We start from the raw sequence: 25,964 nt of genomic DNA on the forward strand, positions 1-25,964 counted from the left end.
CAATATCATATTATGCAACTGCTTTCATGTTCACCACTTTGTCACATTTAAAAGGAAAAAAATTCTTCCGGTTCCACTCATCGCCGCTCGCTGCCCCGTCGTGTGTATCAAACCTGCCGATGTTGAATAGAGTCTTTGCATTTTACGAATAGTAATAAAATATCGCTTAAAGGGGGGAGTGCTCAATGACTGTAAAAACGGCAATTAAGGGATTATTGCTTGTTCTTCTATTATATTTCCTTTATGTAGTTGTGACGGCTGTTGTTCTTTTCCCCAAAGCAGAAAAAGAAGAAAACAAGCCGATAAAACAGGTAAGTGAATACATGGGAGAGAAGGAAGCCACCGTGGATCGTGTCCTGCTTTTCGAAGACGGTTATGAGTCGGGACTCGCCAGAATGCGAATGATCCAGGAAGCAAAGCATTCAATCGATATCGCCTACTATGCTTTTGGAAAAGGTGAATCAACCGAGCTTTTTCTTGGAGCCTTGATCGATGCGGCTGACAGAGGTGTCAAAGTCCGAATCCTTCTGGATGGAATGGCTCATGGGCTTAGAGGTCAATTAAGCGGTGCCCGTTATGCATTGGCTTCACATGAAAACATTGAATTAAGATACTATGAAACCTTTAAGCCATTTAAGCCGTGGACCTGGCATAATCGCCTTCATGACAAGATCATCACGGTAGATGGAAAGCTAGGCATCATCGGAGGGAGGAATATTGCCGATAAGTACTTAGCAAGCAAGCCGCCGAGGAATTTTGTCTATGACAGGGATGTACTCATTTTCAATGCTAAAGAGGAGAAAGATAGTGTAATCGTTGAAATGAAGGACTATTTGAATGAATTATGGACCCATCCGTTTACGAGCGATGTTTTTTCGGACCTGTCAAAAAGGCAAACGGAAAAAGGAAAACGCGAAAGAAATGCATTAGTGAAAAAATACAGCAAAGCTTTGCGCACTGAAACCGATTTCGTGAAACCAGTCGTCGATTGGAGCAAGGCTACAACACCTACTAAAAAAGTGTCCTTCATTCATAATCCGATCGAACGGTTCAACAAATACCCTATAGTGTGGAGATCTTTATTGGGTATTGCTGCGAACGCCAATCAATCGGTATACATCCAAAGCCCCTATATTGTCCCTGCGGATGCCTTGAAGGAATATGTACCGAAGCAATTGGATTCAAAGGCTGATTGGACCATACTTACCAACTCGGCTGCCTCAACCCCGAACATGATCGCTTTTTCCGGTTACTTGGCTTTTAGGGATAGCGTCGTTGAGACGGGGGCAAGGGTATATGAATATTCAAAGCCTTATTCTTTGCATGGTAAATCGATTGTCTATGATCAACGATTAAGTGCAGTAGGTTCCTACAATTTGGATTCTCGATCTGCCTTTTTAAATACAGAATCGATGGTGGTCATCGATAGTGAAAGATTTGCATCACAGTTAATAGGAGCCATCGATTCAAAGATCAAAAATAGTACACTCATTGCGGACAATAAAAAATATATACAACCGCCGGAAGATCGGAAAAGGGAAGAGTCTTTTTTTAAGGCTACCTTTTTAAATGCCCTATCGAAAATTACGGTATATTTCAATAGGTTCATTTGAAACATGACTAAAAAGACAGCAATCACAGTGATTGTTGTCTTTTTATCCTTTTGCGGAGATTATCTTATGAATACATATGTAATTTGCTATACTTGAGCAAGCTAACTACAACAATTAAGGAGAACGGAAACATGCAAACATTACAACACCTATCGAAACATATTGCCTACCTGCCGCCGGTTCAGGAAACGGATCGCCCGGTTCTTGCCGCCGTGACGGGAAACAAGAAAACGCTCATCATCGATGCCGGTAACTCTGTCAGGCATGCACAGCTTTTTGAGGACGAATTGCGCCGGAATGATATAAGCGGGAATTTCCTCGTGCTTACCCATTCCCACTGGGACCATGTATTCGGACTGGAGAATATCGGGATTCCGGTGATTTGTCAGGAAAAAACATACACGGGCATTAAAGATATGCAGCAGCTTTCATGGGAAGATCGGGCCCTTGATCAACGTGTCGAAGAAGGGACGGAGATTGCCTTTTGTGCCGATGCAATCAAATTGGAACATGGGACGAATAGAGAGATTTCCCTTCCCCTGCCCGATATCATCTTTGAAAAAACGATGACGATCGATCTCGGCAATATAACCTGTGTCATCGAACATGTCGGCGGCGACCATGCCAATGATTCCTGCATCATTTATATACAGGAGGAAAAGACCTTATTTCTGGGAGACTGCCTGTATGCCAATCTTTATGCGGAAAAATGGAATTATACGGCTGAACAGGCTTTGCTGCTTCTTAAGAAAATAGAAGCCTATGATGCCGAAACCTATATACTTTCCCATCATGATCAGCCTCGCACGAAACTGGAGATGGAGGCGGAGCTTAAGCTAATGAAAGTATGTGCCAGAGCGGTGGTCGAACATCGGGGAAACCGGGCTTTAATGGAGCAGGAATTGGCTAAAGAATTAAAGCGGGGTTTAACTGAGGACGAGCTCGAAACGATTGGATTTTTCGTGAATGGGTATGTTGAGTGACTGAACTCTAAAGTGGGGTATGAGCCCGGCATTATTGAGCTCATACCCAGGCCGATAAAAAAGAGATAATAAACGTTATTAGTGCTGAAAGGGTGAGAACTGATAGGAAGCCTGATATGATTTTCCCTGCTTTTGCTCCTCTATTATCAGGATATATATGACCAATAATAAAGGAGGGGGTGAAAAATATAGCCGAATAGAACACAGTATAATGAATACCTGAATCTCCATTTGACCATGCGCTAAGTCCGATAGCATGTAAAATATGATCTCCCATGCAAGACTTATCGCCAAATTCAAACGTAAACAATATTCCCAATAAACATAGCACGAAAGAAAGTGAACCTAATCCGATATCTTTTGTTTTCTTAACTTCAATGGTTGTCATGTTCTTTTTCCTCCTTGCATTAAAAACCAAATTATGGTTTTGTAACATAACTCAGCAAGCACTTAAATCCCTACACCTGTACCAAAACCCCGATATATTAAAACTGCACCTCCAATGTCTAACAATTAGGGTGCAGTTCAAATTAATTATGAGCTTTTTCTAGAGCTAATTTTATCCCGAAACCAATCAAGACTGTCCCGGTTATTCCCTCGAATATCGCTTGGGTTCTAGGCTTTTTCATAAAAGCACTGATCTGGTTCAGCAGATAGATATAAAATACAAACCACAACGCAGTTAAAACGGTATACGTCATGCCCATGATCAGGAACGGTAAAAACGTATCATTCCCCGGATTCACGAACTGAGGCAGAAACGTTAAAAAGAAGACGGCCACTTTAGGGTTCAGCAGATTGGTAAGGAACCCTTGCTTAAAGCATGACTGGTTTTCGTACTTACTTTTGACCGTCGTTTCCGCCGCTGCGGCCACTTGCTTATTCCTTAATCCCCATAGTGTCTTGAAGCCTAGATATACCAAGTAAACGGCACCGGCATATTTGAAGATGGAAAATAATAAAGCGGATTTCACAATGATTGCTGAAAGTCCGAACACGGCAGCAGATGTATGAATGAGCAGGGCACAGCATGTGCCGAACATCGTTTTAAAACCTCCCGATGTCCCCACGGTAACGGTGTTCCTTGTGGCTATTGCTGTATCTGGACCGGGTAAGATGATGAGAAGGATGCACATGATGATGAAGAGATAAAAGTTTTCCATATTCGGACCTCCACTCTTAGTGATGAATTCTGAAAATTATAACATAGATGCACGTGATTTAGGGAGATAAATTTGATAGTTAATGATTACAAAAAAAACAAGCCAAATCAGTTTTTGATCTGGCTCGTTTTTTGAAAACATTTTGTCAGGGTGACTTTTTCAACACAGCACGTACCGGACTTCCATCTGCTTCAACCAAAGGAAGAGGGAGGGCTGCCAACTCATAATTACCCGGTCCGATGCCGTCTAATACAAGTCCTTCCAAAATGTGAATGCCATGATCGGCAAGTTCATGGTGGGCAGACAGCTCTTTACTATCCAGTGGATCTACTGATGGTAAATCAAGTCCAATAAGACGGACGCCGTGTTCTGAAAGATATGCCGCTAATTCTGGCTGGATATGTGGAATGGTTTGTGGAAACACACTTCGATCCTTCCATGCATCCGTGCGAATTAACAGACGGGTAACGCCTTGTAGATCTATATCGGCTAATTCATCGACTCCGATGCTTGTCTTGTTTGGTAAATGGATAACTCGGGCATTTCCCATATATAAGTCGAGATCCAAATCAATCACTCTTTTTCCATCATCATCAAAATGAAAAGGTGCATCAATATGGGTACCGGTATGGATACTCATATTGATTTGACCTACATTGACAGATCCGCTCTGTTCTTTACTCCAATTGACTTTATAAGAGAAAGTTGTATCTCCAGGCCAGACTGCAACGTTATCATCCAGACGTTGTGAAATATCAATCCATGTCCCCATGCATTTACCTCCGTCTCTACTGGCTGTTTCTTGAATATCTTATAGCTTCGTTCTTAGACTCCATAGCTCTGGGAAAAAGTGTTGATCCAGTGCTCTCTTTAAATACGTTACACCTGATGATCCGCCCGTTCCTTGTTTATTACCAATAATCCTTTCCACTGTGGTCATATGATTAAAACGCCATAATTGCTGTTGGTGGCCGATGTCCACTAACTTTTCGCCCAGCTCATATAAGTCCCAATATTGCTCAACATCGCGGTAAACTGTCAGCCATGCCTCTTCTACACTGGCATTTGGTTCATATCTTTGGGACCAATCCCTGCTGAGGGCTTCTTGATCAATAGGTAATCCGCGTGCCACAAGAGCATTGATCGCCGCGTCATATATACTTGGCTCATGAAGGGCCTGCTGCATTTGCTCGTATAAATCCGTTTGGTGCTGATAGACGGATAGCGTATGGACATTCTTGTTTCCTAATGCAAATTCAATCAAACGATTCTGGTAAGATTGGAATCCSGAAGATTGCCCCAGTTTATCCCTGAACTCCATGTATTCAGCCGGTGTTAAAGTTGAAAGGACATTCCATGACTGGATCAATTGCTGCTGAATCCTCGAAACGCGAGACAGCATTTTAAACGAAGGTTCCAACTTGTTTTGGCGGATGGACTCAGTTGCTGCTGTCAATTCATGTAAAATGAGCTTCATCCATAGCTCACTCGCTTGATGGATAACGATAAATAGCATTTCATCATGATGATCGGAGCATCTATGCTGACTGGTTAAAATCTTATCAAGGTGGAGGTAATCTCCATAGGACATCGATTTTTGAAAGTCGGTTTGAATTTCTTTCTCTAGACCCGTTATTGTTTGTTCATTTTTATCTGTATTCTTCATTCCGCAATCTCCTCACTTTTCGCAAAAAACTATTTATTCCGCCATTCTATTCTATCTTCTTTTCCAGAGATTCTTCCATTACATTATGGTTAATATTTCTTCCTTTTGAAATAAAATAAGCAACAGCTAAAAAAAGTAACCAAGGAATCCCGAATTGAAGCATGATTTTGAAATCCGTAAACCATGACGTAATCATCAAACTGAATAGAAGAACGGCTCCTAGTATCGTTAAATAGGGGAAACCGATCATCCTAACAGGTAATTTGCGTCCGCCGGTTTTCTCCCATTTCACCCTGAAAAACAAATGGGAAATGAAGATCATAAGCCATGTGAACATGGCACCGAACATGGAAATCCCCATCATGAAAGCATAGGATGAACCAGGAAGTAACGCATGAACGCCTGCAGCGATGAAAATCCCCGTTGAAGAGACAGCAAGGGCTTTCGTAGGAACACCGCTTTTGTTTAACTTTCCTAAAAAAGCAGGTGCATGTTTTCCGCGTGCCAATGAAAACATCATCCGTGTTGAAGCATAGAGCTGAGCGTTCATGGCAGATATGGCAGCCGTTAGAATAATAAAGTTCATGATCCCGGATGCACCTGGAATGTTCAGGATTTCCATCACTTTTACGAATGGGCTTACCTCGATCCCGGCCGTTTTCCAAGGAACGATCATCAGCATGATGCCGATTGTCAGCACATAGAAAGTGGATAAACGGAACACAGTCGCTTTTAATGCTTTTGGGACGGCGGCATCCGGATCTTTTGCCTCCCCTGATGTAACCGCTATCAATTCAGTTCCAAGAAAGCTGAATAAAGAAATAAATACGGCTATCCACATCCCCTTCAAACCAAATGGGAAAAAACCGCCTTCATTCACGAAGTTTTCCGGTCCTATATGCGGCTGTTCGGATGAACCGAACAGTACATAGGCTCCAAGTAGGATAAAACCAACAATGGCACTTATTTTAATAAAGGAGAACCAATACTCAAATGTCGCGAATGTATTCACGCTGGTAGCATTTACATAAATCAGGACACCTGCAAACAACAAAATCCATACGATTCCCGGCACGTTCGGAAACCAATAATTCATATATACGCTGACTGCACTTACTTCAACCCCAACAGCCAAAACATTGCCAATCCAATAGGAATAGCGGACAAGATAGCCTGCCATTGGACTCATGTACTTTTCCGCAATGGCCCCAAAAGATCCGGAAGTAGGGTGGGCAACCGTCATTTCGGCTAAACAGCCCATCAATAGTAAGACAATGAACGCCCCAAGAGCATAGCTGAGCAATACACTTGGCCCTGCCGCTTGAATCGCAAGTCCGCTGCCAAGAAATAGCCCCGTCCCGATGGCACAGCCCATCGCGATCATGGAGAGCTGACTTGTTTTCAGCTCTCGCTTTAATCCTTTTTCTGGCTCATCTTTAAAGTTCAATTGAGTATTGTTTTTCTCCATAGTTCATCTCCTTTTTATAAAAAAGATTTTATCCTGCCCTAATTAATTAACCATTTGAGGGATGAGCCCTCTCTGGCGGAACTCCGGGTTATGCGACTACTTCACGCTCATTCTTGTATTTTTCATATTGTTTTTCTGACATGATTTTCTTGAGTATTTGTACAACTTCCCAAACTTCCGCATAAGAAGTATAGAGTGCAACCGGGGCGAGGCGAATGATGTTAGGTGCACGGAAATCGGGAATGACACCGTTCTCTTTCAATGCCTTGCATATCCGTGCAGCTTCTTTATGCTCAAGGCTTACATGACCTCCGCGGCGGATGTCTTCTCTGGGAGTTCCAATGAAAAATCCCATGTCTTCCAATTCGAATTCGACTAAATCCATTAAATATTGATTGATTTTCAGTGATTTTTCACGAATATTTTCAATTCCAGCTTCTATGAAAATGTCCAAAGACCCAATCAAAGGTGCACAGCTTAACACATGCGGCGTGCCAATTTGATACGCTCCTGCTGATTCAGCTGGTGTTAAGGTATGTTCCATATCGAATTGTTTATCTTTTTTGGAGCCGAACCATCCAGCCAATCCAGGCATCGTCCCAAAATGTTTTCGATTTACATATAAACCGCCAACACCGCCAGGACCGCCATTTAAATGTTTATAATTACACCAATACGCAAAATCCACATCCCATTCGCTGAATGAATGCGGGATTGCACCGATGGAATGACATCCGTCAAATCCGATTACAATGCCTCTTTTATGAGCTTCATCAGTCAATCGTTTCATATCCAGTATTTGACCGCTGCGATACAGGACCGTTGGCAAGATGATCAAAGCGATGTCATCGGTCATTGCTTTGATGATGTCATCTTCTTCAAGAAATCGGCCATCACGGCTTTTCACGCGGATAAGATCGGTTTCCGGATCGTATCCATGTGTACGCAGCTGACTTTGAAGAGCATAAATATCAGTCGGGAAGGTTAATTCATCAGCCAAAATTTTTCTGCGCATTCCTTCAGGCTTATAAAAAGTAGCGACTAGCTGATGCAGATTTACAGTTGTGGAGCCGGTTACAATAACTTCCTCGGGAGAAGCTCCGACCAATTGGGACATCTTCGCGCCCAATTTCTCAGCCATGAAAAACCATGGGTGATTCCCTTGCGTCCATCCATCAATCCCATGCTCTTTCCAATCTTCCAAAGACTCCAGAAGTGTGCGTTCAGCCCTTTTCGAAAGAAGCCCCAATGAGTTTCCATCCATATAGATGGAATCCGGCTTTAAATAAAACTCTTCTCGAAAACCTTTAAGCGTATCATTCTCATCCATTTGTTTAGCGTGATCCAATGTATATTCAGAAACCATAATCATCCTCCTATATTAGTTTTTTTAAATTCTAGGAGAATCGTACCAAAGAATATGACACAGTGTCAATAAGTTAATTCAGAAAATTATAAACATTCAAGCTGACATTCCAACAAATGTTTTTTATTTTATGGAAATCCTTTATGCTAGAAGATAAAGGGAGGAATAAGCATGGAGAATAGCAAAACAGGGGATAAACGGCATTTACGCTCGATCATGACACGACAAAAGCTATTGGAAGCTGCAAAGGAAATATTTCTTGAAGAAGGTTATCAAGCTGCGCTTATTTCCCAAATGATCAAAAGAGCAAACATCGGATACGGGACGGCCTATGTTCATTTTAAAGGGAAAGAGGATCTGTTAATTGTATTAATGGAAAATGTAATGGAGCAATTCTATGAAATTGCCGAGACCTCTTTCTTTCCAAAATCAAAAGACGAGGCAAAACATATCATCAACAGACAAGCTAATGCATTTTTGAAAATGGCAGAAGCTGAACGTAACATGATGCAGGTCTTCGAACAGGCCATTGGGATATCAACCATTATTTCAGATAAATGGAAAGCGATCCGCATGAAGTTCATTCAGCGAATCTCAAAAGACGTGGCCTATGCACAGCAAAATGGTCTGGCTAGAGCTGAACTAAACCATGAGCTTGTCGCAAGAGGATGGTTTTTCACAAACGAAATGTATCTATGGGAAATCGTGCGAAACGAACATCAAAGTTCAGTAGAAGAAATCGCTCAAACCATCACCTCAGTCTACGTCGAAGGCTTATATGTGTAATGATGATGGCAGCTAACCAATCTTCCGATTATATACAATCGGAAGATTTTTTTATTTTCAAAACTCACGAGTAATCCGCAAACTCACGAGTAAAGCGCCCAAACTCACGAGTAAATAGCGCAAATTCACGAGTAAGTGCCCAATCTCACGAGTAAAGTGCCCAAACTCAGGAGTAAATGCAAATTCACGAGTAAACTGTCCAAACTCACGAGTAAATAGCGCAAATTTACGAGTAAACTGCCCAAACTCACGAGTAAATAGCACAAATTAACGAGTAAACTGTTCAAACTCACGAGTAAAGTGCCCAAACTCAGGAGTAAATGCAAATTCACGAGTAAATAGCGCAAATTCACGAGTAAACTGCCCAAACTCACGAGTAAATAGCGCAAATTCACGAGTAAACTGTTCAAACTTACGAGTAAATAGCGGAAACTCAGGAGTAGATCCTCAAACTCTGGTATATATCGCTCAAATTCACCTATATATCACTCAAACCCACGAATATATCGCTCAAACTTACAATTAGGTGCAAATTCCCGAGTAAACCGCCAAAATACCCTCCTCATTAGCATCGGACTTATAGCGTCTACGCCTTAAGTCTTACTAGAAAATATAGCTAAGGCTCATTATACGAACTTGTAAAAGTAGATAAGATATAAACATAGAAAGGAGGACGAAAACAATGAAGAAATTTGGTTTATTTATTGTAGGACTGATCGCACTTTTCCTGTTGCTGGCGAACGTTGGTCCACTGATCAGCCTGGCGATTTGCTTGGCGATCCTATACTTTGGGTTCAAGCAGTTCATGAAGTCCGAATCGACAGGGGCGAAGATTGCGTGGGGATCAGTCTCCATTATCGTGCTGATCGTTTCTATCTCCCATATCCCGGCAATATTGGGACTGGTGGCAGCTTATGTTCTTTACCTGGTTTATAAAAAATGGAATGAAAATGATGAAAGTGCTTCATCGAAAGAAAGTGACCCATTCTCTAATTTTGAAAGAGAGTGGAAAGAGTTGAATAAGAACTAATAGAAGGGATGTAATGGGAATGGGTAATTTATTTTCAAGAATGAAACAAACGATTTCGGCTGATTTTCACGATCTGTTGGATAAAAAGGAGCAAAAAAATCCAATTGGGATGTTAAATCAATATTTGCGTCAATGTGAGCAGGAGACGGAAAAGGTCGGTAAGTTGCTTGAACGTCAATATCTTCTGAAAGAAGAGTTTACGCGTGAATATAATCAAGCGCAAAATCTGGCTGAAAAACGTAAGCATCAGGCTGAGATTGCCAAGCAGTCGGGAGAGACCGATTTGATGGAGTTTGCTGTCAAGGAAAGCCTGCACTATGAAGAGCGGGCGCAAAGTTTGAAAGAGGCGCATAAAAGTGCAGAGGTTCAGTTGGCTGAGCTGGAGCGGAAATATGAAGAAATGAAACATAAGCTGAAGGATATGCATCTAAAGCGGTTGGAACTGATGGGCAGGGAAAATATTGCCCGGGCAAACAACCGGATCAATCGGGTTTTGGACGGAGGCAGTTCCGAAGCCAAACCGGTAGCGATGTTTGAAGAAATGGAGCATTATATCGATCGCATCGAGCACCAGGTCCATACAGATTATAATCGGCATACGATCGATGCCAGGATTGTTCAGCTTGAAAAAGAATTGGAACAGAAAGAAGCGTAAATTTTTTTAAGGCATCGCTGTCATCCCCTCGCCTTTTGGAATGGAGGGCGGGGGAAAACAGGCTGTCAGAACGTGACAATTTCATGGTATTCTTAAAAGGCACGGGTTTCTGTGCCTTTTAAGAATATCGTGATCATATAAAGGGGAGGCGAACCGATGTTGAACAAGATGAAGACGGACTATATGGGATGGATACTTCTCATCGGAGTCGTCCTGATTTTTTTAGAGATTGCATTTACGGGTGGAGGTCTCCTTTTTTCCCTCGCTTTTTCAATAGGATGCATCTATTTAGGCAGGAAATTCACAAAACGGACAATCGGGAAAATCCTATTTTTTATAGGGCTGATTTCGCTTATCATCAATGTCTTGAATATGTTCGTCTTTAAATTTTTCCTAATGGCGATCCTCATTTATCTTTTGTTTTTATATTATCAGTCCAAAAAGAATCCTGATTGGGTCAGTCCCATTTTAACCAATGATGATTCGGACGAAGAAAAGATCAATAAGGAACGACTGCTGAAAACCGATTATCTATTTAAAAATAAGTTGTTTGGTCATCAACAAACGACCGAACATGTATATGAATGGAATTCCGTGAATGTTCAGGGCGGGGTCGGCGATACGGTTATCGATTTAAGCAAAACGATTTTACCGAAAGGCGATGCTGTCATTTCCATCAGGAATATCATTGGCAATATCACCGTCCTTGTACCGTATGGCATCGAAATCAGGGTCCATCATTCTGTCATTGCGGGCAGGGCGCGGATTTTTGAAAATAAACCTGAATCCAGGGTCTTTAATCAAATTTATTCCTACCAAACGGAAGGGTTCAATGAAACGGATCACAAGGTTCATATTATCACTTCAATCTTAGTTGGCGATTTAGAGGTGAAGCGGATATGAGCATAATGACACGGCAGATATTGACTGCCCTTGGTGTTGCTTTCGTTCTTTCCCTTGCTTTGCCGGCGATGGTTTTCTTCATCTTTCCTTTATCCGATTGGAGTGTATTGTGGGAGAAAGTGGTCATGGGATTACCCTTCGTCATATTTTTGCCAAGCCTGGTCATGACGGTAGGGCTGATTTATGGAGTCGTTTCGGGGATGTTTTGGAAGAGACAGCTTGAAAGGGTGGATGAAGGTCTGCATTTCCTTGAACAGGGCCGCTTACCCTCGCAACAGGAAACGTATCCAATTCAAGAGATGGCTAAAATGGAGGAACGGATGCAACTGATCCATAAGCAAATCAATGAGCAGACTAAATTATCGCAAAAAATGGCGAATGAAAAGGCCATTGATCAAGAGAAACAGATCCAGGAAATCGTTTCCCAGGAACGAAACCGTTTAGCGCGGGAGCTGCATGATTCGGTGAGCCAGCAATTGTTTGCGGCTTCGATGTTCATGTCGGCCATCACCGAATCACAAACCGATATGGAAAAAACGGAAATGAAACAATTCAAGGTAGTGGAAGAAATGATCCATCAATCCCAGCTTGAGATGAGGGCGTTATTGCTTCACTTGAGGCCTGTTGCATTAAAGGGAAAATCTCTACATGAAGGAATGAAGGAGCTTCTTTTGGAATTGGCCCAAAAAGTGACGATGGATATAAATTGGAAGATGGAGCCTGTCACTCTGGATAAGGGGATTGAGGACCATCTGTTTCGGATTTTACAAGAATCGATTTCCAATACGCTGAGACATGCAAAAGCGAATTCGCTTGAAGTGTTATTGATCGTCCGTGATGGAATGATCATTTTACGAATAACGGATGACGGCATCGGTTTTAACGTCGAGGAGTCGAAAACGGGATCTTATGGTCTGCAAAATATGCATGAACGGGCTGTTGAATTAGGCGGGACGATGCAAATTGTAAGTGTTCCGAATAAAGGAACGAAACTTGAAGTGAAAATCCCATTATTAAATGCTGGAGGTGATCATGATGATTAAAGTATTATTTGTCGATGACCATGAAATGGTAAGGATAGGGGTATCGGCTTATTTATCCGCACAGTCGGATATCGAAGTGATCGGGGAAGCGGACAATGGTTTGAAAGCTGTAGAACTGGCAATGGAATTGCGTCCTGATATCATTTTGATGGATTTGGTGATGCCGGAAATGGATGGCATAGAAGCGACGAAACGAATTATTGAAAAATGGCCAGAAGCGAAAATCATCATTGTGACAAGCTTCCTGGATGATGAAAAAGTGTACCCGGCATTGGAAGCCGGAGCGACGAGCTATATGCTGAAAACATCAAAGGCCAGCGAGATTGCGAGAGCCGTCCGTTCCACTTTCCAGGGTCAAAGCGTACTTGAACCTGAAGTGACGGGAAAAATGATGGAAAAGCTGCGTCGCCCAAAAATCACCCAGCCTCATGATCAATTGACAAACCGTGAAATGGAAATTTTACTGCTGATGACACAAGGGAAAACGAATCAGGAAATTGCCGATGAACTATACATAGCCCTGAAAACCGCCAAAGTGCATGTCAGCAATATATTAAGCAAGCTTGCCGTGCAGGACCGCACGCAAGCAGTGATCTACGCATTTAAGCATTCGCTCGTTCAAGAAGAAGAGTAAAGAGCGTCTATTTACCAATAGAGGAAAGTTTGTTATATTTAGGGAAATATCCCATCCTGTAAAGTTCATTCAAGGTTGCTGATCGCAGCCTTTTTTACGGATTACAGGAAAAAGCAGGTGAAATGATGTTAAGAGTGATTTTAGAATTATTTCGTATAATCACCATTATTTTCGTTATTGGAATGATTATGGGGCTCATCATTCATTCAATCTATGCGATTTTTGGAATAACCGTAGAGAATACCACGGGCGGATGGATCGTTGGTATGGCAATTTTTCCATTACTTTATGTACTCTATAAAAACCGGCTTCAATTTTCAGGTTTCTATAAAAATGGCAAACAAGTAAAACTCTCAAACAGGACAACTGCTATACTGCTTTGCTCCTCTGTGTTAATGTTGACGGTTGCCCCTTTATTTCGCTAACGGAATGTAAAAAGAGCATGTTTTAATCAAAACATGCTCTTTTTTACATTCCGTTTTTTAGATTATACAGCTTCCTCTGCGGTATCGAGCCTCGTTCCGTATATCCGATAAAGAACCAAAGCGAATACCATTCCTACAAAGGAGATGGAGGAAATGAACAAGTAAAGGGTCTTCCCGCCATATGCTCCATATATGGCTCCGCCTATATAAGAAGCAATGATTCCCGAAACCCCGAAGAATAGCAGCGCCAGTACGGTCTGGCCTGTGGCACGCCATTCCACTGGAACAATCCGGTATAGATATTGGATGGCCGCCGAGTAGAAAATCGGGAAAGTCAATAGCTGCATGATTTGCAAATAAGCTAATAGCTGCGGATCGGTAATCCACGCAGAGACGAAATAACGGATAAAGAAAAATGCTGCTGCAAACGAAATGATGATGATTTCCTTACCTTTGCGCAGCCACCAAAAGCTTAGGGCGAATACAACGATTTCACTTCCCGCCGCCAAGAACCAGGTCAAGCCAACAAGCTTGGCACTTCCTCCAAGTTCCCGGATATATACTCCAAGGAAGGTATCGTTCATCCTTGCTGGAACAGCACAGATAAAGACCAATAATAGAAAGAGAAGCGTCTCTTTATTACTGAAAAAATGCTTAAGGCTGCTTAAGGTGACAGGTTTCCCTGAAACGGGAGCATCAGGCATCATCCAGCTGACGATGAAGCTGATCAAACCTATTCCTGCAAAAAGGAACGCAAGGCTGTTCGCTCCGAAATATGACATAACATAGCCGGTGATCAGCGATATGACCGCATATCCCAATGCACCATATGTCCGGATGGAGCCGTAGCTGATCCCGGATTTCTCTGCCATCGTAAAATTGAGGCTTTCCGTCAGGGGATCGATCGGCATCAGAAAGAAATATAGCAGCATGGCAAACAGGATGAGCTGAAGATAACTGCTTGAATCATAGAGGAAATAACCGATTACGCTCGAGAAAAAGATGAGTAACAACAGGACTTTTCGTATAGTCCTTGTTTTGTCGCTGATCATTCCCCATAAAGGCTGGGTTATGAGGGTGACAAAACCTCCTGTACCGATGATGAAACCGATTTGGGCTGGACGCAAACCTTGATCAGCCAGATAGACTGGGAGAAACGGAATGAAAATGGCAAGCAGTCCAAAATATAAAAAGTTAAAACTCTTTAATAATCGTATTGCTTTCATATAAAATATKATACCTCACGTGTTCTATAGAGTGGATTGATTTCAGACCATGTTATTGTAACATTGATGACAGAATTTGAAAAAAAAGTTTTAAGGTTTCGAGGGTAAATCTCACTTTTAAAAAATGGATGTAAATGATAGAATTAACACTTATTGTTAATTAAAGAGGGTGGTAATTCATGGACCAGGACACAAAAGTGATTCAAGAGTTGCAGCAATTGAAGCAAAAAGTCGGTCATCTTGAAGACTTATTAACGCAGCAACAGAATAAGAAGGAAAAAGCAGGACCATTTCGAATCTTCCTGGACGCAGTAGGCTCACTGCTATTTGGATTAATTGTTGTAGGACCGGTTATAGTGATTGTCGTTGGGATTTTGATGGTAGCTGCATCATGGTTAGGGATGGGGTTTTAAACGTTTAGGAGAATCTGGACTTTTATGAATATATTGATTTGATTAGGTGAACAGGAGAAGTGTTCGGTTATTCCAGTGGGAATTATTGATGATGGATAGGGAGAAGGTCATGGTTTGGCCTTTCCATCTAATTATAGATGGGGAAGGTATTGAACTTAAATATGGAAATGGTAAAGAGATATTTATGCAGTAGCAACCAGTCTCATCCTGTCTACGTTCGCCAAGAAACGGAAAAAGAACCACTCATCCTCACAAGATCGTAGTGGTTCTTCACTCTTGGAGTTGTCACCCTCATGTCTCCAGCATGGGGGTGTGCTGAAGCATGGTTGCTCAAACATTTTGTTAGCCTTGGAAAAGCTCCGTTGCATAAATTAAAGCCAAATCCAGGTGGTGTTTCATAAATAAAATAATCATCTTTTAAATATATAATGCAAAAAAAGGACGGTTACTGCAAGGCTGTATCTTTTCTCAATTGACAGAGAAGCATTTTCTTTCATGAATTCTTCGATATCTTCACATTCAAGATTAGAGAATAAGGAAATCGTCTCCACTGGTATACCAAATTCATCGGTCAGTGCTTGAGTTATGGCGGAGACCCTTTCATTTGCATCGGTTGAGGGCACCCCGATGACTAAAAGGCCCACTAAATCTATTAGGTCCATCATTTCTGTTTGAGTTATCGCGGGTTGAATATTTCCACCATTTGCAAAATCTAGTATGACTTGCTCAGATATTCCGGTAATTTTACTTAATGATGCTGCAGGCATTTTATAATCATTTAGCAGAGTTCTTAATAACTCTTTAGGTTCATGACCAATCATCTTGAATAACCCTCTTTCACTTTTAACTCTATTATATATGGAAGTAGACAATATAATAATATTGTCTACTTATTGTTTGAAAAATATCTCTTATTTAGAAACCCAAGTAATGTAATTTGGAACAGTATAAGAAACAACTTTACCGAGGAAAGTTGCTGAACCGGTTAATTGTGCACTATATCTATTATTATATAGCGCTCTATATGAAACAGACCCACTAAAACCTGAAACTGAAGTTCTCCCAGAGGATAATCCTGAAGTAAGATTTGTAATAAGCATAGTACCAGTAAAACTAGTAGCTGGTATAGACATAGTTATTTTGTATCTAACTTTACTTCCTTCGGCCCATAAATTTAGAATGCCTCCGGGGCCAGGAAAGGCTAATGTTGGTTGGATAAGGTTGTTATCTAAATTGGTGGGAACTAGAACTAAAGGGATAGAAGCTACTTCACCTTCGGCTAATTTAATTTCCGATAAATCAACTGAGAAAGTATAGTCATCACCTGAATTTTCACCTTCTACTGTATCGTTTGATACCAGGTCAGACGGACCAAATTTTTGTTGATCTTCTGCAAAAACTGATGATGTAGACATAATCATAAATGCGACTAAGATACTCATAAACCATTTGCTCATTCTATTACCTCCCTGTAGAATTTTCACTTCAACCACATAATAACATAGGTCTATATGACTAGTTAGGTTTTTTAAAAAAATTCTTAAAATTTAATAAATTTAGGAATTTAAAAATTAGAATATATGGTGAATTTTATATTTGAATTTCCGATGAATTTTTCTTATAGGATATAGAGATTTGATATAGGATTAATCTGTGATTTGTAAGTAACTTTAGAAGATTCATAAAAGTAAATGAGCAGTGAGTCACATTGGGGTGCATAATTAAACTGAAGAAAATAATTACCTAAGGTAGAAATGATCAAAATTCTAGTTAAGTTGCTGTGATAGAGCATCAACTTTATTTTATATAGTATTTTACAATTTTCATAATGCTGGCTCAACACGAACTCCCCTAATTGTTTCTTTGAAAATATTATCCTAAGAAAGTTATTGACAAATTTACCTTGAGTCCGTATAGTATGGGATATTATTAAAAATATTCAGATATAATTTTTCAAACGCAATGAACAGGAGTAGTAAAAGCTCATTATTCGGTGAAGAGAGCTGCGGGTTGGTGCAACGCAGTCCAATGATACTTTGAACTTGCCTGGGAGTGGTAAAGCGAAAGATAGGAATGATTCCATTCTTTTGTTTTAACGATTGACCTTCGTTACAAGGTTTGTAAAGCAGGGTTCTTTAAAGAGCCAATAAGAGTGGTACCGCGGTAAGCTTAAGGCATATCGTCTCTTTCTTCATTTGATTATGAAGGAAGAGACGATATGCTTTTTTTGATTTTTGGGAGGTAAGGATATGGAAACGGACAAACGGAATTTACAGAGGACAATGACTTCAAGGCATATTACGATGATGGCATTAGGCGGTGCCATCGGGGCAGGTTTATTTAAAGGAAGCAGTTCAGCCATTGATATGGCAGGCCCTTCCGTAATCATTGCGTACTTGATAGGAGGCATCATCCTACTATTCATTATGCAAGGTTTAGCTGAAATGGCGGTCCGCAACAGCGGTGCACGAACATTCAGGGATTTGGTCCAATCGATCTTAGGAAAGTATCCTGCCTATTTCCTGGATTGGATTTATTGGAAAATGTGGGTGTTGAATATCGCGGCCGAATCAGTGGTTGCGGCGATTTTCCTTCAATATTGGCTGCCCGGATATCCAATCTGGATATTGGCATTAGCTGTTTCGGTTTTGGTTACTGCGGTTAACTTGCTGTCGGTAAAGGTTTTTGCTGAAACGGAGTACTGGCTTGCTTTAATTAAGATTACGGTCATCATTGTGTTCATCATCGCTGGATTATTGTTGCTGCTCGTTACTTTTGGTGATCATACCGCGGTCGGTTTTTCTAACTTGACCGAACATGGCGGTTTCTTTCCGAATGGATCGACAGGTTTGATCACGGCGATGCTAGTGGTAATCTATTCATATGGCGGTACGGAAATCATCGGGGTCACATTAGCTGAAACGAAAAATCCTGAAAAGGTGGTTCCAAAGGCCGTTCGCAGTACATTGGTCAGGATCATTTCTTTCTATATCATTCCTTTTTTCATCATCGTTAGCTTAATTCCTTGGAACGAAGTAAACGGGGTGAAGGAAAGTCCGTTTGTAATGGTCTTTCAAATGATCGGGATTCCAGGTGCCGACCATATCATGAATGCCGTTGTTCTATTAGCGATCATATCATCGATGAACTCCGGGTTGTATGGTTCATCCCGCGTCCTGTATACACAAGCCGTGGATGGTCGCGTTCCGAAAATCTTTTCCCGTTTATCCAAGAGGAAAGTACCTGTTCCCGCAATCTTAATGTGTACTTCCGCTTTATATGGCGGTGTATTGATTTCCTTATTTGCTGGAAGCAAGACCTTCGATTTCCTAATGGGTTCGCTGGGATATACCGTATTATTCATCTGGTTGATCATTGCTTTCGCCCATTTGAAATCACGTAAACAACAGTCCGGAAAAACAAGTACCTATAGGGTAAAATGGTTCCCGTATACGACTTGGGCTGCGATCATCGCTTTAATAACGATCCTGATTGGAATCATTTTCACGACATCCATAGTCGTTACGATCATTACTCTTTGCATCTACATCTTCATTTCCTTAACGTATGTATGGAAAAAACGCCATAACAAAATCTAGAGATGGCGGAGTGATCACTTTTGCCTTCCCGCATATAAGTTTCATATCAAGCCGTGGTATATGCCATGGCTTTCGTTATGTATTCTTAGCCGGATTAAAAGTAAGAGATATCCATTTTACTAGTTCATGGGATTCATTAACTTTAGCGATTAAAGAGTTAATCCATTGAAAAATGTAGTATAATAATCTTTGGAAAAAAACTAATATATTGAAAGCCGGAGCGAGCTATGAAAAACAATTCCATACTATCCTTTCACCCGTTATATTATTTATTACTTTTGATGATTACTAGTTCCATCTATTCAATCATCAATCAATCTTCAGGTCATGCTGTCGATGTTACGACTATAATAGATAGGGAGATTCCCTTTATTAAAGAATTTGCCGTTCCTTATTTACTTTGGTATCCGTATATTTATGGATTGCTGATTTACTATTGCTTTGTTGACCGAAAGCACTATTTCGTCGGATTAGGCAGTTTGATATCGGGGAAACTTCTCTGTTTTCTTGTATATTGCCTTTGGCAAACGACAGTTCCGCGTCCAGAAGTCGTGGGCAACGATATCTTTGCCCAGTTAATGCGGCTCATCTATAGTCATGATCAACCTGTCAACTGCCTTCCCAGTATTCATGTACTGACCACATTCATCATGATGATCGTCGCCCATAAGCGGAAAGAAGAGCACAAATGGGAGTATGCCAGTGTCACTGCATTCGGAACACTGATCATCCTCTCCACGCTATTTACGAAACAGCATGCTATATTGGATGCACTCGCAGGAATCCTCCTAGCATGCGGTGTATATGCAGCCGTCCAGTATACCTTCCATGCGCTACCTGGTTTTCAGGCCAATAATTACGCAGCGAGGCAAATTAAAAAGTGACCACAGGAAAAAGCCACTGTAAGAATATTCGCTCTCATGAGTTGATATGTTACAGTGGCTTTTTGTTTTTTTTATTGAAAAAATTGGGCATTTATGTAAATCGTGTATGGTATTATGTTTTTAATTGAATGGAAACAGTGGAGGGAGGAAAAGAATGCCTCATCATCTTGATCGAATGGCTGAAGAATTGGTTAAAGCAAAGTTGGAAAATTATTGGCCGGGTTTTGAACTTGTTGCCTATGCCATATATGACAAGAGTAATGTTTAATGTACAGCCTATAAAAAAGCATCGAACCTTCCATGACAGGAAGTCCGATGCTTTTTTCTTTTACATTTCAGCTTCAATTTTCAAAGATGATTCTTCGCTGAACTGTTCTTTATCCAGGTCACCCGTTATTTTACTAGTCAGAATACCGGAAGTCATGCTTCCGCTGACATTCACGGCCGTTCTTCCCATATCGATCAATGGCTCGACGGAAATCAACAGGCCGGCCAAGGCGATTGGCAGGTTCATTGCAGATAATACAAGGATGGCAGCGAATGTTGCTCCTCCGCCTACACCTGCAACCCCGAAAGAACTAATGGCCACGATGGCAATCAACATGGCGATAAAGGAAGGGTCTAGCGGGTTGATCCCAACCGTTGGAGCGATCATGACCGCTAACATGGCCGGATAGATTCCGGCACAGCCGTTTTGACCGATCGACAAGCCGAAGGATCCGGCAAAGTTGGCAATACCTTCGGACACCCCTAGTTGTTTCTGTGTTTGGATGTTCAATGGCAGAGCGCCAGCACTTGTTCTTGAAGTGAAGGCAAACGATAATACTGGGAAAGCTTTTCTCAAATATACGATTGGATTCAATCCTGCAAGCATCAGCAATAGCAAATGGATAAGGAACATGACAATCAGGGCCACATATGAGGCACCTACGAATTTCCCTAATTTCAGGATGGCATCCAAATCACTCGTAGCTACCGTCTTCGTCATGATTGCCAAGATCCCGTAAGGTGTTAAACGCAGGATCAATGTTACTACGCGCATGATGATGCTGTGCAATGTATCTACTATTTTAGCAAAAAATTCAGCGTGTTCAGGCTGTTTCCTTTTGACTCCTAAATAGGCAATCCCAAGAAATGCAGCAAAAATTACAACGGAAATGGTTGATGTCGGACGTGCACCCGTTAAATCAAGGAACGGATTGGACGGAATCAATTCAAGAATTTGCTGCGGCATCGTTTTATCCTGAATCGTACCGTATGTTTCCGATATTTGATCCCCGCGGCTTAACTCCGCTTCCCCTTGCTCAATTTGAACGGCTTCCAAATTGAATACAGTTGCCGAGGTGATTCCGACAGCAGCTGCAATCGCAGTCGTTCCAAGCAGGATTCCGATGATCAGGACACTGATCTTTCCAATATTGCTAGTCAGTTTCAATCTTGTGAATGCAGATAAAATTGAAATGAAGACAAGCGGCATGACGATCATTTGCAGGAACTTGACATAGCCGGAACCTACAATGTTAAACCAATCGACCGATTTAACGATTGCCTCTGACTGAGGTTCATAGAAATACTGCAAAAGAAGTCCGAATACAATTCCTAAACCAAGTCCAGTAAAGACCCTTTTTGTAAAGGAAATATGCTTCTTATTCATGTAAAATAAAACGCCTAAAAGAACGAGCATTATGGCAAGATTTAAAAACACATAACCAATCATATATATTCCTCCTAATTCCGATTAACCAAATGAGAATAATAAATATCTGAAGCCTATGATACATCATCCGCTGATTTTTTACCAGAAGAAAATAATTTATTTTTGACTTTTCAAGTAATTCATGTATTTATCTTTATTCAGGAACTGGATTTGAGGGAACAATAAAGGGATGCTGGATCAAGCCAGGGGACAAATCTTCATCTATCTATTTATCAGGAAGGATAAGCCCTTTGTTTTCTTGAATGATATATGCCTAGCGTTTTTTTTTGAAAGGGTGAAAGAATGATGGATATATACATTGACAGGCTTAATGAACGGGATGCACAAGCGTTATTTGCATTTGAATGCACTAATAGAAGGTTTTTCGAACAAACGGTCCCGGGACGGGGTGATGATTATTATAGCTTTAGAACGTTTGGAATCAGGCATAAGGAATTATTAAAAGAACAAGAAGAGGCCATCTCCTCTTTTTATTTGATTAAGGATGGTTCAGGCATAATCGTCGGCAGGATTAATCTTGTGGATATCGACCCCATCAAGGGTACGGCTCATGTCGGTTATAGAATCGGTGAAGCGTTTACGCAAAAAGGGATTGCGAATGAAGCTTTAAAGCTTTTGATGAAGCTGGCGCCGGATTTGAATGTGATGCAAATACAGGCCAAAACGACAAGTGACAATATCGCCTCCCAAAAGGTTTTGGTGAAAAACGGTTTTGAACGGATTTCGATTAATGAGGAAATTGGTGCGGATTCGGGTCAAAAGCTAACATTCTTCCATTATAGTAGGAACCTTTAAATCCATTTCCTTCTATATAATAGAACGCATTCCGTTTTTTAATTGTGAAAAGAGGGGGAGGTAGGGGCTGTCACAGAAAGAACCTTCCCTTTAAACTAACCGAGCATAGATAATTGCGAGATATTTTCCCTGCAAAAGAGTTCCTTTACTAAAAAGAAGAAAGGAGAATCCAATATGATAGAAGGTTTATATGAAGCCCATTTACCAGTCAAGAACCTGGACATCTCCATGGATTTTTATAAGAAAATAGGCTTGAAGCTAGCTTGGAGGGATGAAGATACTGCCTTTTTTTGGATCGAGGAAAACAAAAGCTGGGTCGGCTTATGGGAAGGGAAGGAATATCAAACTCCATACCACCCTTCACTAAGGCATATCGCCTTTCGGGTAACTTATGATAATATGAAAAATGCATTAACTTGGCTCAAATTCTTGCAAATTGAAGTCGTCCCTTTTGGAAAAAGGACAACGATTGAACCATTTGTACGGCCGAACCAAGGAAACGCTTCCGTCTATTTCAATGATCCCGATGGCAATAGTCTCGAACTTATGTGTTCGATAAAAGTCCCTGATGCATATAAGCATATGACCGAAAAACTTTCGCTTGAAGAATGGGAAGAACTATTAACCAGGTGAACTTTGTAAAGGGAAATTTCCCCGGCCAGTTTCAATCATTAATTATTTATAGAAGTATGAGCAATCAATACGGAAAGGCTAAGGCAAATGTAGATGTTTAAAATTAGAGTGAACTTATTAACTCAAATGACATTGCTTATCATATTCGTTGTTTTCATCAGTACCTTACTTGTGAGCATTCTATTCTCTACACTGTTGGAAGACATCGTCGAAAACCATATGGGTAAGCAAGCAATGACGGTTGCCAAATTAGCGGCTCAAAATCCAACGATCATCCAGGGATTTAACGATGAACAGCCCTCAAAGGTGATTCAACCCGCATCAGAACTGATTCGTCAAACAACAGGGGCCGATTATGTAACCATTGCGAATCATAAAGGACTGCGATACTCTCATCCCAATCCAGAATATATCGGAAAGCCCACGGCTACTAGTAATGATGCTGTACTCAATGAACACAAAGCAATTATTTATCAAGGAAATGGGATATCGGGACCAGCGATTAAAGCTAAGGCGCCAATCTGGAATGATAAAGGGGAAGTTATCGGTGTTTCATCTGTAGGGTTTTTGGTAGAGAATGTGCAAGATCAGCTATCCAATTATAAAATGAAGATTATTCATTTGTCACTTATCCCAATCAGTGTAGGTATCGTGTGGGCAATATTTATAGCGCGACGCTTAAAAAAGCTTATTTTGGGTCTGGAGCCTGAGGAAATTTCTTTTCTTTTTCAAGAAAGGGAAGCGACACTTGATGCCATCCGATATGCTACCATTACGATTAATATAGAAAAACAGGTTACTTCCATGAATAAAAGAGCACGTGAATTGTTTCAGGATCATCAGCTTATGGTGGGAAAGCGGATTGTAAATGGACATTTAGAAAAACTCATCAAAATCGTAATCAGCACAAAAGAAGGACAGTTCAATCGTAAGTTACTCTTAGGCCAACAGCTATACATTTTGGATTTATCCCCTATCTTAAATCATAAGGACGTCAGGGGCATCGTTTTAACAATAAGGACAGTATCCGAAATTGAACAATTAACAGATGAATTTTCAGAAATCAAGGCCTTTTCAGAAAATATGCGGGCACAAAATCATGAGTTTTTAAATAAATTAAATACCATTTATGGATTACTTAGTTTAAAACAGTATGATAGGGCAATGAACATCATCTCTTCTGAAGTGAGAGAGAGGCAAGATATCATTTCGTTTCTTATGTCATCGGTAAAAGATCCTTTAATCGCTGCCTGTTTACTTGGAAAGATAAACCGTTCAAAAGAATTGCAGGTTATCTTAGAAATAGAGCAGGAAAGCAATTTAAACAGTTCATTAAAACCTGAGGATTCCCATCACTTGGTTTCCGTTATTGGTAATATCATCGATAATGCGATGGAGGCAGCAAGGCAAAAGAACAAAAATAAGGGAAAGGTCAAAGTTTCGTTTACGGATTTAGGAAACGAAATCATATTTGATATCGAGGATAACGGTCCTGGTATCCCTCATGCAATGGAGGATATTATTTTTACAGATGGTTATACGACTAAAAATGGGGGAAATCATGGAATCGGTTTGGCCATTGTGAAAAACTCCATTGGTCTTTTAAGCGGTGAGATTTATATTGATCGCAGTTATTTGGGGGGAGCAAGATTTACACTCGTCTTCCCGAAGGATATAAAAGGAGAAAAGGAGGCGTGAGAATGTCCAAAGGACCGATTACAGTTGTCATTGTTGAAGATGACGAGAATGCAGTGAATATATATAAACAATTTACGAATCAACTAGATCAATTTACTGTCATTGCTACAGCTAGCACAGGCAAGCAAGCGCTGAATATACTGCATGCCGCACAACCTGACTTAATTTTATTGGATATCTTTTTACCTGATATGAATGGAATTGACCTTCTTCGGGAAATTAGGAGGGAATACAGGGGGATTGATGTAATTCTGATCACCGCCGCGAATGATACCGAAACAGTCAGTGAAGCGATTAGGGGAGGGGCTTTTGGTTACCTTATAAAACCGATCATTATCGATAAGCTTCTTGCGACGCTCAACCAATACGACATGACGAGACGGCAGCTGCATAATGGCAATTTAGTAAATCAAGATAAAGTGGATACTCTTTTTCGGACCATAAGTAATTCAAATACAGCAAATGATGTCCAAATGAATTCTCTTCCCAAGGGGATAGACAAACATACCCTGAAAATGGTCAGAAGCAAGATTCAAAACGTCAATGGCAGTTTAAACGCGGATGAACTAGGTCAACTTGTTGGAATAAGTTATTCAACCATGCGCAGATACCTGGAGTATTTAGTTTCCTGCAATGAAATGGAAGTTGAGGTTTTGTATGGAAGTGTTGGAAGGCCTGAAAGAAAATATAAAATAAAACACATGTAAATCCCGTTGATGAAATTCGTTTTCATCAATGGGGTTTTTTCTTTTGGCTCTTTTCGTAAAGATTGTTGTTTTTAAAACGAAACTATTTTAGGTTGATTGGAGCGGAAGTGCGAGACTCCTGCGGGAGCTGCGGGACAGGTGAGACCCCACAGGCGTTTACGCCGAGGAGGCTCACCGCCCGCACCAAGGAAAGCGAGCACCTGGAGGGGAAATCAACCACACTGCACTACTTCGTAAATAGCAACAAAGTATGCGAAAACAGCCTTTCTTTTTCAGGCGTGAAAAAAATGAAAAAAACTCTTATTACTTTCTTTATATGTGAATAAGGCTTAATGGATGATAGTCTCTAAAGAAAGCGCTATCAAAACAAGATGGTGATAAACAGAAGGGGGCTTGAAGATGTTATCCATTTTAGGATTTTCGATGATTGCAGTATTCATGTATTTAATTATGTCGAAGCGACTATCGGCACTAGTGGCCATTATGCTCGTTCCCATCATATTTGGAGTGATTGGAGGATTTTTTACAGAGCTGGGACCCATGATGCAGGAGGGTGT

Annotated in this window: 26 protein-coding genes, 1 pseudogene and 1 other annotated feature; of the genes and pseudogenes, 17 read left to right on the forward strand and 10 right to left on the reverse strand. The window is 40.9% G+C overall.

Translation table 11 applies throughout. From position 1 onward, the window contains the following. Positions 1-185: 185 nt before the first annotated feature. Both AC1DVB_RS13135 and AC1DVB_RS13140 read left to right on the forward strand, forming a co-directional pair. On the forward strand, positions 186-1,613 hold the full coding sequence (locus AC1DVB_RS13135) for a phospholipase D-like domain-containing protein (protein ID WP_477589538.1): 1,428 nt from the start codon (positions 186-188) through the stop codon (positions 1,611-1,613). 131 nt (positions 1,614-1,744) lie between these two features. Next, on the forward strand, positions 1,745-2,596 hold the full coding sequence (locus tag AC1DVB_RS13140) for an MBL fold metallo-hydrolase (RefSeq protein ID WP_477589540.1): 852 nt from the start codon (positions 1,745-1,747) through the stop codon (positions 2,594-2,596). Positions 2,597-2,636: 40 nt separating this feature from the next. Here the strand turns inward: AC1DVB_RS13140 and AC1DVB_RS13145 are convergent, their stop codons facing one another. The 6 genes from AC1DVB_RS13145 to kynU all read right to left on the reverse strand — a co-directional run bounded on the left by AC1DVB_RS13145 (position 2,637) and on the right by kynU (position 8,259). Continuing rightward, positions 2,637-2,984, reverse strand: a complete 348-nt coding sequence (locus AC1DVB_RS13145) for a hypothetical protein (protein WP_477589542.1) — start codon at positions 2,982-2,984, stop codon at positions 2,637-2,639. 142 nt (positions 2,985-3,126) lie between these two features. Next, entirely contained in the window at positions 3,127-3,759 is a 633-nt protein-coding gene (locus tag AC1DVB_RS13150) for a LysE family translocator (protein ID WP_098866059.1), read from the reverse strand. Positions 3,760-3,904: 145 nt separating this feature from the next. Continuing rightward, positions 3,905-4,531, reverse strand: a complete 627-nt coding sequence (gene kynB / locus AC1DVB_RS13155) for an arylformamidase (RefSeq protein ID WP_477589545.1) — start codon at positions 4,529-4,531, stop codon at positions 3,905-3,907. Between the two features lie 39 nt (positions 4,532-4,570). Beyond that, the gene (kynA, locus tag AC1DVB_RS13160) at positions 4,571-5,425 is read right to left on the reverse strand and encodes a tryptophan 2,3-dioxygenase (protein WP_063575355.1); all 855 of its coding nucleotides are present in this window, start codon (positions 5,423-5,425) and stop codon (positions 4,571-4,573) included. A 46-nt stretch (positions 5,426-5,471) separates the two neighbouring features. Continuing rightward, entirely contained in the window at positions 5,472-6,893 is a 1,422-nt protein-coding gene (locus tag AC1DVB_RS13165; RefSeq protein ID WP_063575356.1) for an amino acid permease, read from the reverse strand. An 88-nt stretch (positions 6,894-6,981) separates the two neighbouring features. Further along, positions 6,982-8,259 carry a kynureninase gene (gene kynU / locus AC1DVB_RS13170; RefSeq protein ID WP_106026112.1) on the reverse strand — a complete coding sequence of 426 codons (1,278 nt, stop codon included), beginning with the start codon at positions 8,257-8,259 and terminating at the stop codon, positions 6,982-6,984. A gap of 171 nt (positions 8,260-8,430) precedes the next feature. Here kynU and AC1DVB_RS13175 point away from each other — a divergent pair, with 171 nt between their 5' ends. The 7 genes from AC1DVB_RS13175 to AC1DVB_RS13205 all read left to right on the forward strand — a co-directional run bounded on the left by AC1DVB_RS13175 (position 8,431) and on the right by AC1DVB_RS13205 (position 13,735). Then, complete coding sequence (locus AC1DVB_RS13175) at positions 8,431-9,045, forward strand: TetR/AcrR family transcriptional regulator (protein WP_063575357.1); 615 nt, start codon at positions 8,431-8,433, stop codon at positions 9,043-9,045. Positions 9,046-9,727: 682 nt separating this feature from the next. Further along, positions 9,728-10,075 carry a lmo0954 family membrane protein gene (locus tag AC1DVB_RS13180; RefSeq protein ID WP_034309581.1) on the forward strand — a complete coding sequence of 116 codons (348 nt, stop codon included), beginning with the start codon at positions 9,728-9,730 and terminating at the stop codon, positions 10,073-10,075. Positions 10,076-10,094: 19 nt separating this feature from the next. Next, the gene (locus AC1DVB_RS13185; protein WP_034309579.1) at positions 10,095-10,730 is read left to right on the forward strand and encodes a PspA/IM30 family protein; all 636 of its coding nucleotides are present in this window, start codon (positions 10,095-10,097) and stop codon (positions 10,728-10,730) included. A 156-nt stretch (positions 10,731-10,886) separates the two neighbouring features. Continuing rightward, positions 10,887-11,633 carry a cell wall-active antibiotics response protein LiaF gene (liaF, locus tag AC1DVB_RS13190; RefSeq protein ID WP_057276865.1) on the forward strand — a complete coding sequence of 249 codons (747 nt, stop codon included), beginning with the start codon at positions 10,887-10,889 and terminating at the stop codon, positions 11,631-11,633. Next, positions 11,630-12,676 (forward strand): sensor histidine kinase, encoded by a 1,047-nt coding sequence (locus AC1DVB_RS13195; RefSeq protein ID WP_057276864.1) that lies wholly within the window; start codon positions 11,630-11,632, stop codon positions 12,674-12,676. Before liaF ends, AC1DVB_RS13195 begins: the two co-directional genes overlap by 4 nt. After that, positions 12,669-13,310: a response regulator transcription factor gene (locus tag AC1DVB_RS13200; RefSeq protein WP_057276863.1), complete on the forward strand. Its 642-nt coding sequence runs from the start codon at positions 12,669-12,671 to the stop codon at positions 13,308-13,310. The genes AC1DVB_RS13195 and AC1DVB_RS13200 overlap by 8 nt, the downstream gene beginning before the upstream one ends. A gap of 125 nt (positions 13,311-13,435) precedes the next feature. Beyond that, a complete protein-coding gene (locus AC1DVB_RS13205) occupies positions 13,436-13,735 on the forward strand; it encodes a hypothetical protein (RefSeq protein WP_318269855.1) in 300 nt (99 codons plus the stop codon). Between the two features lie 62 nt (positions 13,736-13,797). On the opposite strand, the gene AC1DVB_RS13210 is transcribed toward AC1DVB_RS13205, so the two are convergent. Beyond that, positions 13,798-14,961, reverse strand: coding sequence for an MFS transporter (locus AC1DVB_RS13210; RefSeq protein WP_063575362.1), 1,164 nt, complete (start codon positions 14,959-14,961; stop codon positions 13,798-13,800). 179 nt (positions 14,962-15,140) lie between these two features. Here AC1DVB_RS13210 and AC1DVB_RS13215 point away from each other — a divergent pair, with 179 nt between their 5' ends. After that, positions 15,141-15,374 carry a hypothetical protein gene (locus tag AC1DVB_RS13215; protein WP_454861636.1) on the forward strand — a complete coding sequence of 78 codons (234 nt, stop codon included), beginning with the start codon at positions 15,141-15,143 and terminating at the stop codon, positions 15,372-15,374. A gap of 410 nt (positions 15,375-15,784) precedes the next feature. Here the strand turns inward: AC1DVB_RS13215 and AC1DVB_RS13220 are convergent, their stop codons facing one another. Continuing rightward, complete coding sequence (locus tag AC1DVB_RS13220) at positions 15,785-16,195, reverse strand: HTH domain-containing protein (RefSeq protein WP_454861635.1); 411 nt, start codon at positions 16,193-16,195, stop codon at positions 15,785-15,787. A 90-nt stretch (positions 16,196-16,285) separates the two neighbouring features. Further along, positions 16,286-16,831 carry a hypothetical protein gene (locus AC1DVB_RS13225; protein ID WP_137018636.1) on the reverse strand — a complete coding sequence of 182 codons (546 nt, stop codon included), beginning with the start codon at positions 16,829-16,831 and terminating at the stop codon, positions 16,286-16,288. 496 nt (positions 16,832-17,327) lie between these two features. Continuing rightward, positions 17,328-17,564 (forward strand) — a binding site (T-box leader). A gap of 59 nt (positions 17,565-17,623) precedes the next feature. Between AC1DVB_RS13225 and AC1DVB_RS13230 the strand changes: the two genes are divergently transcribed. Both AC1DVB_RS13230 and AC1DVB_RS13235 read left to right on the forward strand, forming a co-directional pair. After that, a complete protein-coding gene (locus AC1DVB_RS13230; RefSeq protein ID WP_095679144.1) occupies positions 17,624-18,973 on the forward strand; it encodes an amino acid permease in 1,350 nt (449 codons plus the stop codon). Positions 18,974-19,200: 227 nt separating this feature from the next. Further along, positions 19,201-19,857: a phosphatase PAP2 family protein gene (locus AC1DVB_RS13235; protein WP_430755992.1), complete on the forward strand. Its 657-nt coding sequence runs from the start codon at positions 19,201-19,203 to the stop codon at positions 19,855-19,857. 328 nt (positions 19,858-20,185) lie between these two features. On the opposite strand, the gene AC1DVB_RS13240 is transcribed toward AC1DVB_RS13235, so the two are convergent. Next, positions 20,186-21,574 carry an L-cystine transporter gene (locus tag AC1DVB_RS13240; RefSeq protein ID WP_072273439.1) on the reverse strand — a complete coding sequence of 463 codons (1,389 nt, stop codon included), beginning with the start codon at positions 21,572-21,574 and terminating at the stop codon, positions 20,186-20,188. Positions 21,575-21,859: 285 nt separating this feature from the next. On the opposite strand from AC1DVB_RS13240, the gene AC1DVB_RS13245 reads away from it, so the two are divergent. From AC1DVB_RS13245 to AC1DVB_RS13265, 5 genes and pseudogenes are all read left to right on the forward strand, one after another. Further along, complete coding sequence (locus AC1DVB_RS13245; RefSeq protein WP_057276853.1) at positions 21,860-22,369, forward strand: GNAT family N-acetyltransferase; 510 nt, start codon at positions 21,860-21,862, stop codon at positions 22,367-22,369. A 174-nt stretch (positions 22,370-22,543) separates the two neighbouring features. Further along, a complete protein-coding gene (locus AC1DVB_RS13250) occupies positions 22,544-23,002 on the forward strand; it encodes a VOC family protein (protein ID WP_057276852.1) in 459 nt (152 codons plus the stop codon). Between the two features lie 93 nt (positions 23,003-23,095). Then, the gene (locus tag AC1DVB_RS13255; protein ID WP_095679148.1) at positions 23,096-24,700 is read left to right on the forward strand and encodes an ATP-binding protein; all 1,605 of its coding nucleotides are present in this window, start codon (positions 23,096-23,098) and stop codon (positions 24,698-24,700) included. Between the two features lie 2 nt (positions 24,701-24,702). Further along, positions 24,703-25,407, forward strand: coding sequence for a response regulator (locus tag AC1DVB_RS13260; RefSeq protein ID WP_057276850.1), 705 nt, complete (start codon positions 24,703-24,705; stop codon positions 25,405-25,407). Positions 25,408-25,806: 399 nt separating this feature from the next. Beyond that, a pseudogene (locus AC1DVB_RS13265) lies at positions 25,807-25,964 on the forward strand (citrate transporter); the annotation flags it as partial.

Source organism: Peribacillus sp. P4_D6, assembly GCF_056401795.1.